Origin of the sequence: Thermosporothrix hazakensis (genome assembly GCF_003253565.1) — a bacterium.
GTDB classification, from domain to species: Bacteria; Chloroflexota; Ktedonobacteria; order Ktedonobacterales; family Ktedonobacteraceae; genus Thermosporothrix; species Thermosporothrix hazakensis.
Map to the genome: position 1 here is coordinate 1 of NZ_QKUF01000057.1, position 14,597 is coordinate 14,597.

The window sequence follows — 14,597 nt, forward strand, 5'->3', positions numbered from 1 at the left end:
ACTGGACAATCCGGATGGCCTCATCAATCGCCGCGTCTTGCTGCCTGGTCCCGCTCACCTTGTCCTCGTAGAGCAACATGCGCGCTTTTACTTGCCTTTCTTCTGTTTCTTGATATGCTCTTCTATTGCCGTCAGGATTTCCCCATTCAAGGATCGATGATGCTGTTTGGCTATCTCTCGTATCTGTTCCAACAGATGAGCAGGGAGCCGGACGTTGAGGGATTTGATACCGTCTTTCATGTAGCTATGAAAGCACCATTCTGGCTACATGTCAACAGGGCACGGTACCCCGATGCCCCAACCCAACATAAGGAAGACCCATTCATCCCCGCCTTCAAAGGACGGGGCTTTCTGGGTCGTTCACTGTAACTTCCGAAACAGTTTCGTTAGAGCAAGAGGTATAACTATGCGAGAGCTACCTGCATCACGTTGATGATATGGTTGCTTCTTTGCGTGCGAACAGATCATGCCAGTCACATTTCGGAATATGATGGCGTGATCTGTTCGCTCTCGTGCTGGTTAGAACGTTTGGTAGGCTGTCAAACCTGTTTCCGGGACATAAAGCTTGTCCGTATACTAACGGCTTGATCATGCAGACAAAAATCTGCATCCTTATAAGTGCGAACTGCTCCATAGGAACGAAGTGTGATCATTCATCCATTCCCATTCCTTGCAGATAACTCCGCAAATGAAGTAGCCCCAGACGCATACGCGCTTTCACCGTTCCCAAGGGGATTTGACAGCCCTCAGCAATTTCGGCTTGTGTCCATCCCTGAAAATACGCCAGTTCAATAACCATTCGCTGTTCAACGGGGAGTTTCATCAATGCATTGCGCACTTGCGTTCCCTGCTCATGTTTCCAGGTTGCTTCCCAGGCGTCCTCAGAGCATATATCTGGTTCTTGTTCAGCACTTTCCAGTGGCACATTACCCAGATGAGACCGTCTTTGTACGTAGCGAACGTAATCGATGGCGCGATGATGTAGAATGGAGAAAAGCCATGTGCGGACCTTACCGGATTGGGCCGAGTAGCTTTTTGCATACTGCCAGACAGCAAAGAACGCCTCTTGTAACAGATCTTCTGCAACCTGATGATCCGACACAAGCCGATAAGCCAGAGCGTACATCAAGCGGTGATAACGCTGATACAGCACATCCAGCCCCCAGACAACACCACCAGCGATATACTCAATAAGCCTCTCATCATTGAGTTCTTCCAGCATGCGCATATCGAATTCAGGCGAGGCTGTTTTCTTCGGCTTGAAAATACGCATGGTGCCTTTCTCTCTCCAGGATCTTAAAACTCCCCCATCCCTCAAGCCCGGATGGCATCCAACCTTCCCGATGTTTCAATGAGCCAAAGGCAATGACTGGTCCTTTAGGCGCATCAAGTGAGGCTTGTGGCCCGGGTTCGTGACTGATAGCAATAGCATCATAGTTCTGGACGTCTTCAGCAAATGTAAGGACTGCCATATCATCATGAAAACTGAGTAAGCCGATGCTTTTTGGTTGCTTGCCATGCAGTAGCCATCCCTGGTAGACACTCTCATCGGGAGAAGGTTTTAGTCCCTTCACAGCGAGCAATGTCAGATGGTGCTCCTGGAGAGAGATGACTTCTCCGCGTAGAGTCGGCGTTTGATTGGTTCCTTCCACCGTATATGTGATAAGCTCTTGCTTTTGTGTGCGTAAAGTAGTGAGTTGCTGCTGAAGTTGTACATTCCAGAAGAACAGTCCACCCATAAGGCAGAGGAGCAGAAGAGCTGCTACTGCTAGCAACGGAGAGGGAGCACGTTTATGTCGCTGCTTGCCCGAAGCACGATGAAGTAAGCGCTCCTTCACTGCGGGTGAGGGAGCGATTGGGGGCAAGGTATAGGGAAGATAGGATACGATATGCTGGAATTCCCATAACTGATGTTGGCAAGCAGGACAGATGGCAAGGTGTCGATCTGCCTCTGCTTTCTCTTCAGGAGAAAGAGCGTCGAGGGCATATGCCCCGACGAGCTCTTCAAATTCCTTACAGTTCATTAAGGTGCTCCATCTACGCTCCTGTCTGATTCCTGTAACACCTCATGCTTGCTTCTGGACCTTCTGAGAAGCGCGCAGTACAAAGCCCACATAGAGAGACGCTGCTGCAATCACAATATGCAGTAGATTGTCTGCAAGGTTGATATGGACCAGTCCGATCAGCATTCCGTCTGGTGCGAGTGCCGGTATAAAGCCGAGGATACCGATGAGCAGGTAGATAATGCCTACACCTTGATTATAGAGCTGTGAGAAGCCGGTGAACGCGGCTGCGAGACCAAGCACTCCAAAAAGCAGATGAACAATATTATGGGAGAGGTTTATAGAAAAAATGCCGAGCAGATGATTCTGTGGTGTGAGAAATGGTATGAAGCCAAGTACTCCAATCAGCAGGAAAACCGCTCCCAGAACGCCAGCAAAGGTACGTTGTATTTGTGAAGAAACCATTTTGTGTACTCCTTTCCAGATAGGACAATAACACATCTCTATGACCCTTTGTATCTGTAAGAAGGTGAGAACGCTTTTGCTTTCTCGATGCCCTCATTTATTGATACGTCTCTCTCGATTTTTGGATTACCGAATATTTTCAAGAATAGAAGAGAGTGCAACTGAACGCATAACTTTCCCTGTATGGTTTCAGATGCCCTCTCTTCCTCGTGCAATAGACGGTGCTACCAGGTGGATGTATATATTGGTGGAAGAGGTCTCATATTTCGGGGCTTGCTTTACCTCCCTCCGTATCACTGACTCTTCATGTTGACCTTGTTACTTGAATAACTTGGGCACGTTGACGTTGTAGAATTCAGCCTCAAGAAATTCAAGGAGCAAGGCAAAATTCAAAATATCAACATCGCTTTTTAGCGGAGCTGATGGATCAGGGCCTCCATTCAGGCTGGCAATAAACGGACTTGCCGCCTTCACAATTTCGGCTTGCGTCAGTGGTTTGTCAAATGCGCCATTTACACTGAGGGGTTTTTGTAACAGACCTCCCAGGAAACCTGCATGCCGTGCTTCTATGGTCAATATTGAACCGGCTGCGGCCAGAATTGTCTTTTGCGATACTGCAGGAGCTGCAAATAGATAGGCCCCTACTCCAACATTTTCCAGAGTATGTGAAAGATTCACGAAAGATTGTATGTCAGCTTGTTCAAGCTTCTGGAAGGTCGGTTTTGGGCGCGCGGCGCTCTTGAGATTGTCCTGCAAGAATTTAACATGCTCATTTTCGTCTTTCATGATCTCATGGAAGATCTGCTTGCTCTTCGTGAAGTCCGTTTCAGCAGAGGTCTTTTGCTGATCTGTGTTGGCCGATACGGAATGATCCATATCTGCCATATCACCACATGCTGCCAGTACGCCGACCGGGGCAACAACGGCAACTCCTGTAAAAGCATGCCGGAAGAAACGACGACGTGATGTATGATCGTCATTCAGCGCGCTTGCGAGCTTATCACTGATTTTTCTCACAATGTCAAAATCCTCTCAATGTATTCTTTCAAATGGTGTAACGGGAATGCTCTTTATATTTCCTCATAGGAGCAACGGTTTGGTGAAAGGAAAAAGCCCTATGAAACAAGAGCTGCGTGTTCCGTTGGCCCATTCTATAAATGAATACGTTCGTCCACATTTTTGGATTACCGAAAAAACTTTCTTTTTGAAGAATCTGTGAATTTGATATCGTCTATGTATGTTTTGCGTCTTTTCAATCTTGATAAGATCAGAACTAATAGCCGTGCTCGTGAGGAGCGGCTTGTGTTGGTGCAATTCAGGGGGAGCGGGAAGCACCGTCGTGGCGTACTCCGAGAGTCCTTCTCTTTTGGCAAAAAGTGGATCTGTACCGTTTTCTCCAGTATAGTATCAAGAAGAGAAGCAATGAACTACGCCCTCTGCATAAGCACTTGACTGCTGGTGACGAATTGATCCGGGTGCAGCTTGACGATAATTCGCCCGGGTGCCTGCGTCATCGGTAGATATTCCTCGACCTTGTTTGCGGGGACGTATTTTTCAAGGATTTTTCTGGCTATAGCTTCCGGGTTGTCCTCAAGCACTTCAGCCTTGCCATAGGCCGCGATATAGGTGGGACCGTCCTCAACGAGCAGCGAGATGGCGGGATCGTGTTGAATAAGCCGGTACTTTGCCCGATCCTTTGTGGTGCTGAAATAGAAGCTCTCACCGTCCCACACGTACCAGACTGGTGTGATCTGCGGGCCGCTCTCAGCTCTGTTCACTGCCACAATCGCGTTGTTCGGTTGGCTCAATAACTTCTGAAATTGTTCAGCCAAAGTCATCAATGTATCCTTTCAAGGTGAAGTCTTGTTGTGCCTCACCTCTTCACTTTCTCTGTTCTTCTATTAAATAAGTTACTATACAAATGATAGCCATGTCAAGAGCGATTTTCTGAATATCGGTTGTGCTCGATAAAGGGGTGTTGCGCAATGACGAGTTATATGGCATTCCTCTGGTAAGGCTGCATAAATTCTGTCTGTGCTATCGCGTTTTTGGCCGCCCTACGAATGATAGAGATGCCGGAGATGTAACAGTACTCATTGAAGGGTTGCCTCGCTTTGCAGGTGGCTGCACGATGGAATATGGAAGAAGAGGAACACCTGTCGGCAGGGAAGCAGGGGAGGGAGCAAATGCGCAGGCAAGCGGATGATGCTCGATTGCTTGCACCCCCTCTCAAGCCCTCTGGGAAGTGGGATCACTCAATAGAGAATGCGTTAGAGATATCGTCAGGGCTGTTGGCTCCTCTTTTCCTGAGCGCTACCCTTCAAAAAAACGCTGTTTCAGAAAGGCTGTGAAGTCCCTCATCTCCTGTTGATAGGCAGCCAGACGCTCCTTTCGGAGTGGTAGAGGAGTGACATCCTGAAGCCCTGCGCCATGACTCTCCAACATCGTGCTGTTTCCTCGTAAATAGGCGATAAGCTGGACATCATAGGGGACGATTCGATTCTGATAAAACGTGGCCAGGAAATCAAGCAAACGTTGATGAATAACGGCGTGCCTTTTTTTCGCCTGAAGTGAATACCTGTGCGCTCATGTGTATAGCTTTGCGACCTCGTTCGTTACCTTCCCTCCTTGCTCTTCCCGTCGTTTATTCGCCATTTTGATGAAAGAGCGCTTCTTTTCCATCAGATCCTGAATCTTCTTATCCTTGCTTTCGATGTCTACCCAGGGTGCTCCAACTCCCCATTTCAGATGTCCCGCGCATGATTGTCTTGTCGGAATCCCGAGCAAGTTGAGCACAATAATGGTCTCGGCAATACCTTTATCAACCGGCTTGCCCAGTCCATCGACCATCCTCGACACTCGTTCTTTCATCTGCTCCCATTGCTGCATTTTCTCAGACGGCTGCTGTCCCATAGCGTTCTTTTTCATGTGCTCCTTCTCCACGCAGAAATGAGCTATACCTTTTTTTATGCTACTCTACATTGTACGTGGAAAGAACAGGGAGAACAAGCGAGCACCTGCCATTTTTTCGTTTTACACGGAGCCAAAAACATATGTCTGCTGGAGCCGGCCAACGAGCTCTCTTTCTGGCTTCCCTGGATCATCCCTTTTCTTCCTGATGTGTTGTTCTTCGCCGTGAGAGGGCAGTTCTTCCCGGCTTAATCATACGAGCAAGAGCCGGAACCATGGCCACGAGCGCCTCGCGCTCTTCCGAGGATAAACGATCAAGCGGGGCCAGGGGGAGCATTTTCACCCAGGAGGCCAATGCGGTTCTTTGGGGATCGGTCGGGGAGAAGCCCAGGAGAGCGCGAACGCCCTCCTGAACTCACGCGTACAATCAATTGACACTACAGGGATTGCCATTCAGGGTAAACGCGCTCGGCTGAGGGTTCGAGCCACTGTAGGAGCCATTAAAGCCGAAGCTTACCGAGCCACCAGCCGCAATGGTCGCGTTATAGCTGGCGTTGGTTGCCGTCACCTGATTGCCATTCTGGCTGGTAGTAGCGTTCCAGGCGTTGGTAATCCGCTGGTTGCCGGCCCAGGTCCAGCCTAGCCGCCAGCCATTGATTGCGCTGCTGCCGTTGTTGGTGATACTGACCTGTGCCGTAAACCCTGTATCCCACTGGTTCTGCACGCTATATTTCACCGAGCAGGTCGCGCCACTACCTGAGCCACCCACTGTCACCGTTACCGGCGCTGACGTCGTAACGGCTCCGGTGTTGTCGTAGGCCTTCGCGGTCAGTGTATAGGAGCCAGCCGCCACGTTTCCCCAGGTGTAGGTGTAGGGGGCGCTGGTATCTGTGCTCAGCAGCGTGCTCCCGCTGTAAAACTCGACTTTGCTGATAGAGCCATCGCTATCACTCGCATCGGCGGCCAGATCAATCGAGGCCGGGGCGGTAAAGCTGGCCCCATTGGCGGGCTTTGTCAGGCTCACGGCTGGCGGATGATTCCCGCCACTGCTGCCGCCAACCTCGACGCTATACGCGGTTGTATCGAGCTGACCACTTCCTGTAAAGATCTCAGTTCCCGCCTCGACACTGATCAGATACTTGCTCGGGTCCATCCAGCCACGTGTTACCAGATCATTGATAAAGTCGCGCAGATCCAACGAGGCCGAGGTGACGCTTGATGTCCTGACGAACGAGAAGACGTTCCAGCCAGCGTTTCCGCGCCAGAGTTCCCAGGTCGTCCCGGCGATAGTGACGGTTGCCTGACGCGAGCCAACTGGCTGGATCGAGCCTGACTTGTATAGCCAGACCATCAGCTCATCAGAAGGGTTCACATTGCCAGGATTTGCGGTAGGATGGAACCAGAGATCATAGGAGACATTCATCCGGTTATCGCTGTTGCCGGTCAGGGTAAAGCTCCAGTTACTCGCCACGCTGGTATTCTGCGAGACCTGCACAGGCAAGCCGGTATTGGGATTCTTCCAGCCCCAGTGCCAACCAAGCACCGCGCTGGCATACGATTTCACAGAATTCTGCTCGCCGGTCCAGTTCCAGCGCGTTCCCCATGCCAGAGTTGAGCCAGAGATGGATGTATCCCAGGTGCACTGGGTGCCCGAACCTGTATTGCTGCCCCACAGGTTGTTGTTGAGCCAGTACTTCCCGAGATTGTCGATCGTGCCATCAACTGTACACACTTCCGCCGCTTTGGCCGGTAGAGAGGTCATCGAGAGGAAGCCCAGAGCCAGCGCGAGAACGATAAGCACGCGTATGCCCGAGCCTACTCGCATAGTCATAGGGAACCTCCTTGTCTGTCTGTCAAAAAGCTGTCTTTCCATAGACATCATGCCCTTATGACGTATTGATGAACTACTGCCAGTGAGAGGATTTGCCTCTCTTCTCTGTTGTACCATAGAGGTTCCGCTAATACCAGGATTCCACCTGACTGATAAAAAACTGAAGGTTCATCTCTGATCGTGTAAAATGGTGATGCATTTCTGATGACCTTTGGGTTATCTATCCTGTTGACACTGTTGTGTTTCTAAACACTCGAATTATGGAATATACGGGTCAAGAGATTCAGGAGTGTGCTGCTCTTTTCGAGGACTATCAGATAGGGACTCACAATTGCTGTGCCATGTTGTCCCTCAAGATATCCCTCCGCGAAAGCGCAGCACGTACAGCAACCATAAGACTTCGTGATCCCGACAGCGTCTGTGTTGATGGTTGTCAGATGCCTGCGGGCAGCGGACCCACGTTTATGGCATGCTGAACGTGCTGCGTGTGGAGCGGCTTGTGTTGTTGCGATCCAGAGGTAGCAGGAAGTATCGTAGCGGCCTTGCTCCGAGAGTCCTTCTCTTTTGGCAAAAAGTGGACCTGTACCGTTTTCTCCAGTATAGTGTCAAGAAGAGCAGTATGAAAGGAGAGATGTGGACGAATGCTGGCATATGTTTTCTGGCATCAACGGGCCGAGCAGGTCGCGAAGGAGGAGTATCAGGAAAAGCTGATTGCTTTTCATCAGATATTGCAGGAGCGCAGGCCAGAGGGCTTTTGGGGATCGCTGGTACTGGAAATGGCGGCTCTCCCCTGGATGCCCGCGGAAAGTGAAGTGTATGAGGATTGGTATCTTGTCAAGAACTCGGCGGCACTTGATCCGCTGGATGAAGCTGCCGTCACGGGAAGCTGCCTGGAGCCACATCATCAGGTTGCGCGTCTGGCGGGGAATGGAACTGGTGGGCTCTACCGCCTGAAAGAGAGCGATGTGGAGCTTGCACGACTGGCTGAGATTCGTGCTGCTACCTGGTTGACTAAGCCTGCCGAGATGAGCTACGAACAGTTTTACCGGCTGGTACAGGCTGGCCGAGCTGAGCAACAAAGCATGCTCTGGCAAAGACAGATGACAATGGGGCCCGCTCTGGAATTCTGTATTCATCATGTACGGGAAAGCTCATTTTCAGGAGCGCTTCAGAGCGTTCAGGTTGAGGCGAAACCGATCTTTGTTCCTGCTGGCAGGCGGTGAGTGGTGCTCTCAGGGCGGGGAAGAGGCAGTATGCATTGCTGCCGCTTTTCATGTAGTACAGTTTCCCTTTTCTGAGATGAATGGCATAGCGTGTGCTGTTCATCTCACAGAGAAGCGCCCGGAAAGCCCTGTCTCTCCGCGGATAGAAAAATCTACCCCCTGTGAATAATGCTTGAAGCGCTTGCCCCCATCGGAATATATTTGAGATGCCTGGTTGTGGGCTCCTCTATGTTGACGACTTGCCTCAACAGGCAGGCCGGCGGGTGCCGAGCGGAATTGGCTCAATGCTCGCCTCTTAGCAGTCGCGAGCTAAACCACTGCTTTGTACAGAATACTATGCTTTCTCGGCATCTGAAGAGGGTTGTTCCCGTTTTTCGAGGAATGCAAGTGTTTCTTGAAGCCAGTTCAAGTATGTTTCTTCAAATCGTTGCTCGAACAGGACAACCAATGCGAGGTATTGTTCATGTGCGAGACGCTCTGCCCCTGTTTCAGGCGTTTGCATAAGTGCATCTCTATGTCTTTGTACTTCGGCTTGAGCGTGAGCAAGCTGCTGTTCATGGTATGCGATGGCTTCGCGAAAACGGGCCGCAAGTGCGCCCGGAGGTGCGACTTGTCCGAAAAGGGTTCTGAGGAAAAGTTCGTCCCGCAGTTGAGGCTTTTCCAGTGGTTGGGTTTGCCAGTCTCGCAGCGCTTCTCGGCCTGCTTGTGTAATGGTGTAGCGTTTACGTGCGGGGCGAGAGGAATCTGCTTCTACTTCCATTTCGACCCACCCCAGTTCATGTAAACGGCGTAATTCATGATAGATCTGGCTGTACACTGCGCCAAAGAAGGGGATAAGGGCATGATCGAAGCCTCGTTTCAGGTCATAGCCGCTGCTTGGTCCCCATCGCTCAAGGAATGCCAGCACGGCGTATGTAATGGGGTAGGTTGTCTGTTCTTTCATCGTAAAAGATCCTTTCCACAGAAATTCTCCATCATCGCAGATCCATTCTAACATAGAAGTATATGCTTGACAATTATATTTTGCCAGAGTATATTACTGAAAGATATATTATTGAAAGATATATCAGAGTGGGGCGAGGGAGGATTTCAATTCGGAAAGAGAGAAAGACGCTATGCATTTTCCTGTGATGGCGCGTGATCCGTATCAGGCTTTACGCTTTCGCGAGTATCGGTTGTTGTTGATAGGCTCTTTTGTGGCCGCGGTGGGAGAACAAATGTTGACCCTTGCCATCGGGTGGGAGTTATATGAGCGAACGCATTCAGCTTTTTTGTTAGGCCTGGTGGGCCTGATTCAGTTATTTCCTGCGCTGCTTCTTCTGCCGTATGGAGGATTTGCCGCTGACCGCTATAGCCGTAAGCGGATCCTTGTGCTGGCGCAGGCGGTCCTGATTATCGCTTCGCTCGGTCTGGCTGCTGTCTCGCTCTGGCATGGAGCTCTTGTGCTTGTCTATGTTTGTTTGCTGTTGATTGGTAGTGCAACCGCTTTTATCACTCCGGCTTCTACGGCACTTTTAGCGCAAATCGTGCCGGAGGACGTCTTTGAAAACGCGGCAACCTGGAGTAGTAGTTCCTGGCAGCTTGCTACTGTGATTGGTCCCGCGCTTGGGGGGTTGATGCTGGCATGGATATCGAGCAGCGCTTTCATCTATGTGCTTCATGCTGTCATGGCCCTGACTTTTGCGCTCCTGCTGCTCCCTCTCCGTGTCCGCCCGTTGAACAGGCGCGACCAGCAGGGGAAAGAGCGACACGCGATATGGCGTTCACTGGGAGAAGGTGTATCCTTTCTTCGGCATACGCCGATTTTGCTGGCGGCTATGACGCTGGATCTGTTTGCTGTGCTGTTTGGGGGCGCAACCACGTTGTTGCCGGTCTTTGCCGATGAGCTGCTACGCGTTGGCCCGGAGGGATTAGGCTGGTTGCGAGCGGCGCCATCGATCGGGGCTTTGTGCATGGCCTTTTTTGTGGCTCATCGGCCACCACTGAAGCGGGCAGGTTTCACCCTGCTTTTGAGTGTCATCGGGTTCGGGGTGGCCACTATCCTGTTCGGCCTTTCGCGCTCGTTCTGGCTTTCTCTCCTGGTGTTGTTCCTGTTGGGAGGGCTGGATAACCTGAGCGTGGTTATTCGGGAGACACTTGCCTTAACACGTACGCCGGATGAAATGCGTGGTCGTGTCGCTGCTTTGAATGGGCTTTTTGTCAACGCTTCCAGTCAGCTCGGCGGCTTTGAGTCGGGCCTGACGGCTCAGTTGTTTGGTCCTACCCTCTCTGTCGTTGGTGGTGGCGTAGGCACTATTCTTGTTGTACTTATTGTCGCATTGATCTGGCCAGAACTCCGTCGTCTTCGGACCTTGCGAGAGGTGTCGGCGCCTTCGGTTCAAGATGTCCTTCAGCAGGAAGATGAGGTATAGGTTCCCTCGACAAATGTACCTGTGGGGTGAGCATGGTCGCTTTTGTCCTGTGTTCTAGAGTCTAATGGCTCTGGAGGCATAGGGAATGGTTTTACCTATCGCTTGCGTAACAAGCATGAGTGCTAACAGGCTTTCTATTGTGCCTCTCAAATTGCGACGGCTCATCTCTCTTTGCCAGGCTGATTTCAGGAGGCTCTGCGCTCTTGAACGCCCGCAGGGCGAGTTAGCCGGCACATCCTGGCCGCATTGACTACAAAGGATTCCATGCGCTTGCCCCGTATTGTTTTGCGAGATAGCCACTGGCTTGCTTATGCCGTGCGGCGGCGTACCGGAGGCGCTTCGTATTTGTTGGCATAGACGCGGTTCGTGCAATAGACATTGCGTTTTGCGAAGGCGGGCGGCGCTTCCTGCTCCAGCCGCTCCCGGATATGTGGTTTCCGTGTGGCCAGCGGGTGCGTATAAAATGGCTCCGGGAGGGAAAAGTGTGGATTATGTACCCAGTCAGGACAGGCGATCTGGTCTTTCTGGCAGAGATATTCCACCGAGGCCGCACAGAACGCTGCCCACTGCCTGAGTTCCTGCGTCTCGCCAGGCTCTATAGGCTCTCTGACCAGCTCTTCCCGGCGTTGCGGATAATAGCCAAACCAGCTATGGGCGAACTCGCTGATCGCGACCCAGGGAGCTTCACCTTCCAGAATTTCCTGATATGCTCTGCTGATGGTCTGCGGTATATCTTCGGCAAACATATTTTCTTCCCTCCTCTCATTTCTCATTATATCGATTAGCGGGACCCGGGACAAGCGAGCGGTTAGTCCTCGAAAAGGAAGTCGAGTGTCTCAGGCGTTCGATACTCTTCCTGTGTAGGCCGATCAATATAGCGATCAAGGAGGCGTTGGGCTTGTTCGCGAGTCTCTATCTGGAGCGCCATCGTGAGCGCCTCGACATCGGCGTAATCCTGATCGCGATACGAAAACAGCTTCATCGCGAGCATGAAGTCTGCCGGTGGAAGGTAGACTTCGAGTATCTCGCGAAATACTTTCCAGAGCTCTAACTGTAATGCCGGAGGAAGGAGCTCCCCCACGACACCAAAAGCTGCATCATTGAGCCATTCCTGTTGCAGACTGTGGCGGCGAGCGACGGCCTTGATTGCTTTCTGAAACAGGCGTGTTCGCTCGTCTGGTTGAAAGGTTGCGGCAAAGTTCAGGGGGAAGATATCAACATCGCCGGTTGAGGCGCGGTTTCCCATCCGAAGGAGCATATAAGCGCCTCCGATGACCAGAATCTTCATCGGTGACGTGCATCCTCGTTGCAGGAGCTCCCCTGCCAGATCATCAAGTAACAGTTCGACCTGACTTGCCTGGAGCTTTTGTTTTCGTGCCATCGTGTGAAACTCCTCTGGCCTCTGTTCTGCTTTGTGCCGTATTGCTGCTGTGATTCCAGCCGGGAACACTTCTCAAGCGGTCTATGTGGCTCTTGCGTCGTTCGCGTATCAGGATCTATCTTCTCTGTAGGAGAGTATATGGCATTTCTACATCTGTTGTCAAAGGAAGAAGCTTTTTAGCTTGCAGGGAGTGTCTCAATGACACAAGCGGTAAATGATGGTAGATAGCCTGCAAATAGGACGCACTGAAATCTCCTTCTTGTGGCAGAAAGAGAAGCGCTTGCAACTCTGTACAATATATCACCCATATATCACAGTAGTATGTGATATTGCATGCTGGTAGGCTTATCATTTATCTATTTACTATGGGGGGTTGAAGAAGGCATGCATGCATTTTGAACCACTTCTATGAAGAAACGCTACCCCATACAAAGAAGTTCATTTTTAAGCCAAAGGAGGTTACACAATGGTTCAAGGCACAATGATCGAGATGCCAACGTTTGAGAGTGTGGCTGAGCACGATGAGTTTGAGCTAGATGTGCGGGTCACGGTCAGCCATCCTGGCTGGTTGGTGCTCCCGGGGTAGCGATGGCGCTGCTCGCTGCCGCCACCGAGATTCCTCCTGTCTGGGATCGTCTCTTGCTCATTTCGTGAGGGAAAGGATAGAAAAGGTATGCCAGAAGAAACGCGCTTCTATACGCCAGCAGGCTTTTATATGTTGCGCACCCCCGCCCTGCCCGCTGATTTTTTTTCTTCGTCTTTCCGCGACAGCAGGAGACAGAGAGGCCTGTTATCAGCTTCTACGAGAACATTTCGAGCAGCCACAACACGCGCTGGCGTTAGCGGTGGCAAGCTCTTCATTGTGGGAGGCGTTGCAGAGACTGCCCAAAGCGAAGCCAGCGGCGGTGAAACGCGTCTATGCCGGGCTCTTGCGTTACCTGATTCGGATGAGCACGCGCCCGACGCCCTTTGGCCTGTTCTCAGGCATCGCGACTGGAACTCTCGCCGATGAGACCCGGCTGATGCTGGCTTCGTCGCCATTGCAAGGCTTTCGTGCCAGACCCGATATGCTTGCGCTGATTCAGCATACGGAGCAAGTGCAGGAGGTTGTGACGCAACTCAGGGTGAGAGCGAATCAGACGGCCTATCTTGCGGGGGGACGCCTGCCCTACGCAGATACGTATGGGCAACAAGCTAACCGCTCGATCTCGCTACGGGCCACCTCCGTTGTGCTTAAAGCGCTGGACCTGGCGGTGCAGCCCATTCCTTATACAGAATTGCAGGTGGCACTGCTTCGGGCCTTTCCTCAGGCGAAGCCATCGCAGGTTGAGCGCTTGTTGTGGCAGCTCTGGGAGCACCACTTTTTAATCAGCGACCTGTATCCTCCCCTGACTGATGCTCGCCCGGCTGATTATCTTCTCCGTAAGCTTGCCAATCTTCAGGGGGTTGAAGCACTCAGGGATGGCCTGGCGGACGTGTTGCAGCAGACGAAGGCGCTTGATGCAGCCGGAAACGCTGCTACCGTAGAACAGCTCTACCAGCTCGAAACAGTTCAAAAGCGTCTCCTTCCTGAGGAGCAGGAGAAAGCCCTGCTTCAGGTTGATGCGGCACTGCATCTGAAGCGGACAGCGCTTCATCAACAGATCGGGATGGCTGCCGCACAAGCCGCTGAACTCCTGCTTCGCCTGACGCCTTTCCCTGAAGGTTTGCCTCATCTCAGAGAGTATCGTCTGTTCTTTCTTGAAACCTATGGGGAGGGAGTTGAGGTTCCGTTGCTTGATCTCCTGAACCCGGAAATGGGCCTCGATGCGCCAGCCGGTTACGATCGGCCGCCGCGCTCCTATCCGCTGCGTGCTGGCCCGACCTATCCTGACACCCGCAGTCGTGATGAACTGCTGCACGAGCTGGTTACGGAAGTAGTGAACAGTCAGAGCATGGAGCTGGAGCTGACCGAAGCGTTGCTGAAGCGACTTGAGCGCTGGTCTCCAGTCGCGGAACAGGCTCCGCTCTCGCTGGAAATCTATCTACAGGTGCATGCGGCGTCGCGTGAGGCGCTGGACAATGGCGAGTGGTGCGCGGTGCTCGGGCCGAATTGGGGTTCTCCTAACGCCGGGCGCACGTTTGGACGCTTCTTTGATCTGCTGGATGAGGAGGGGATGCGGCATCTACAGCAGTTGACCGAGCGTGAAGAGGCGCTTCAGCCCGATGTGATCTTTGCCGAGTTGAGCTATCAGCCACGCGAGGCCCGAATGGCGAATGTGGCGCTTCGGCCTCCACTGCGGCGCTACGAAATCGCGGTCGGGACGACACCCTCTGTGCCTCCCGAGCGGGTGATCTCGCTCAATGATTTGGTCGTGGGGGTGCGTAACGGGC

Annotated in this window: 16 protein-coding genes; 5 read left to right on the forward strand and 11 right to left on the reverse strand. The window is 52.1% G+C overall.

What is annotated here, in order from left to right; all coding sequences use genetic code 11:
• Positions 1-369: hypothetical protein (locus tag EI42_RS34145; protein ID WP_249033475.1), on the forward strand; the 369-nt coding region annotated here is incomplete at its 5' end.
• 280 nt (positions 370-649) lie between these two features.
• Here EI42_RS34145 and EI42_RS30900 read toward each other — a convergent pair.
• The 5 genes from EI42_RS30900 to EI42_RS30920 all read right to left on the reverse strand — a co-directional run bounded on the left by EI42_RS30900 (position 650) and on the right by EI42_RS30920 (position 4,306).
• A complete protein-coding gene (locus tag EI42_RS30900) occupies positions 650-1,273 on the reverse strand; it encodes an RNA polymerase sigma factor (protein ID WP_111326704.1) in 624 nt (207 codons plus the stop codon).
• Complete coding sequence (locus tag EI42_RS30905) at positions 1,236-2,024, reverse strand: anti-sigma factor (RefSeq protein ID WP_111326706.1); 789 nt, start codon at positions 2,022-2,024, stop codon at positions 1,236-1,238. Before EI42_RS30905 ends, EI42_RS30900 begins: the two co-directional genes overlap by 38 nt.
• A 42-nt stretch (positions 2,025-2,066) precedes the next feature.
• A complete protein-coding gene (locus tag EI42_RS30910) occupies positions 2,067-2,468 on the reverse strand; it encodes a DUF4383 domain-containing protein (protein ID WP_170143043.1) in 402 nt (133 codons plus the stop codon).
• Positions 2,469-2,786: 318 nt separating this feature from the next.
• Entirely contained in the window at positions 2,787-3,485 is a 699-nt protein-coding gene (locus tag EI42_RS30915) for a ferritin-like domain-containing protein (protein ID WP_111326710.1), read from the reverse strand.
• Positions 3,486-3,895: 410 nt separating this feature from the next.
• Complete coding sequence (locus EI42_RS30920; protein WP_111326712.1) at positions 3,896-4,306, reverse strand: PPOX class F420-dependent oxidoreductase; 411 nt, start codon at positions 4,304-4,306, stop codon at positions 3,896-3,898.
• 122 nt (positions 4,307-4,428) lie between these two features.
• On the opposite strand from EI42_RS30920, the gene EI42_RS33620 reads away from it, so the two are divergent.
• Complete coding sequence (locus tag EI42_RS33620; RefSeq protein ID WP_111326714.1) at positions 4,429-4,674, forward strand: hypothetical protein; 246 nt, start codon at positions 4,429-4,431, stop codon at positions 4,672-4,674.
• A 107-nt stretch (positions 4,675-4,781) separates the two neighbouring features.
• Here the strand turns inward: EI42_RS33620 and EI42_RS33625 are convergent, their stop codons facing one another.
• The 3 genes from EI42_RS33625 to EI42_RS33630 all read right to left on the reverse strand — a co-directional run bounded on the left by EI42_RS33625 (position 4,782) and on the right by EI42_RS33630 (position 7,209).
• A complete protein-coding gene (locus tag EI42_RS33625; protein ID WP_111326716.1) occupies positions 4,782-5,000 on the reverse strand; it encodes a hypothetical protein in 219 nt (72 codons plus the stop codon).
• Positions 5,001-5,054: 54 nt separating this feature from the next.
• Entirely contained in the window at positions 5,055-5,396 is a 342-nt protein-coding gene (locus EI42_RS30935; RefSeq protein ID WP_111326718.1) for a hypothetical protein, read from the reverse strand.
• A gap of 409 nt (positions 5,397-5,805) precedes the next feature.
• Positions 5,806-7,209: a GH12 family glycosyl hydrolase domain-containing protein gene (locus tag EI42_RS33630; protein ID WP_211326436.1), complete on the reverse strand. Its 1,404-nt coding sequence runs from the start codon at positions 7,207-7,209 to the stop codon at positions 5,806-5,808.
• Between the two features lie 641 nt (positions 7,210-7,850).
• On the opposite strand from EI42_RS33630, the gene EI42_RS30945 reads away from it, so the two are divergent.
• The gene (locus EI42_RS30945; RefSeq protein WP_111326720.1) at positions 7,851-8,432 is read left to right on the forward strand and encodes a hypothetical protein; all 582 of its coding nucleotides are present in this window, start codon (positions 7,851-7,853) and stop codon (positions 8,430-8,432) included.
• A gap of 334 nt (positions 8,433-8,766) precedes the next feature.
• Here EI42_RS30945 and EI42_RS30950 read toward each other — a convergent pair whose 3' ends face one another.
• Positions 8,767-9,375, reverse strand: coding sequence for a PadR family transcriptional regulator (locus EI42_RS30950; RefSeq protein ID WP_170143044.1), 609 nt, complete (start codon positions 9,373-9,375; stop codon positions 8,767-8,769).
• 172 nt (positions 9,376-9,547) lie between these two features.
• Here EI42_RS30950 and EI42_RS30955 point away from each other — a divergent pair, with 172 nt between their 5' ends.
• Complete coding sequence (locus EI42_RS30955; protein WP_111326724.1) at positions 9,548-10,843, forward strand: MFS transporter; 1,296 nt, start codon at positions 9,548-9,550, stop codon at positions 10,841-10,843.
• 308 nt (positions 10,844-11,151) lie between these two features.
• Here EI42_RS30955 and EI42_RS30960 read toward each other — a convergent pair whose 3' ends face one another.
• Both EI42_RS30960 and EI42_RS30965 read right to left on the reverse strand, forming a co-directional pair.
• On the reverse strand, positions 11,152-11,589 hold the full coding sequence (locus EI42_RS30960) for a hypothetical protein (RefSeq protein ID WP_111326726.1): 438 nt from the start codon (positions 11,587-11,589) through the stop codon (positions 11,152-11,154).
• A 62-nt stretch (positions 11,590-11,651) separates the two neighbouring features.
• Positions 11,652-12,224, reverse strand: a complete 573-nt coding sequence (locus EI42_RS30965) for a hypothetical protein (RefSeq protein ID WP_111326728.1) — start codon at positions 12,222-12,224, stop codon at positions 11,652-11,654.
• A gap of 845 nt (positions 12,225-13,069) precedes the next feature.
• Here EI42_RS30965 and EI42_RS30970 point away from each other — a divergent pair.
• On the forward strand, positions 13,070-14,597 hold a 1,528-nt coding region (locus EI42_RS30970; protein WP_170143045.1), incomplete at its 3' end, for a lantibiotic dehydratase family protein.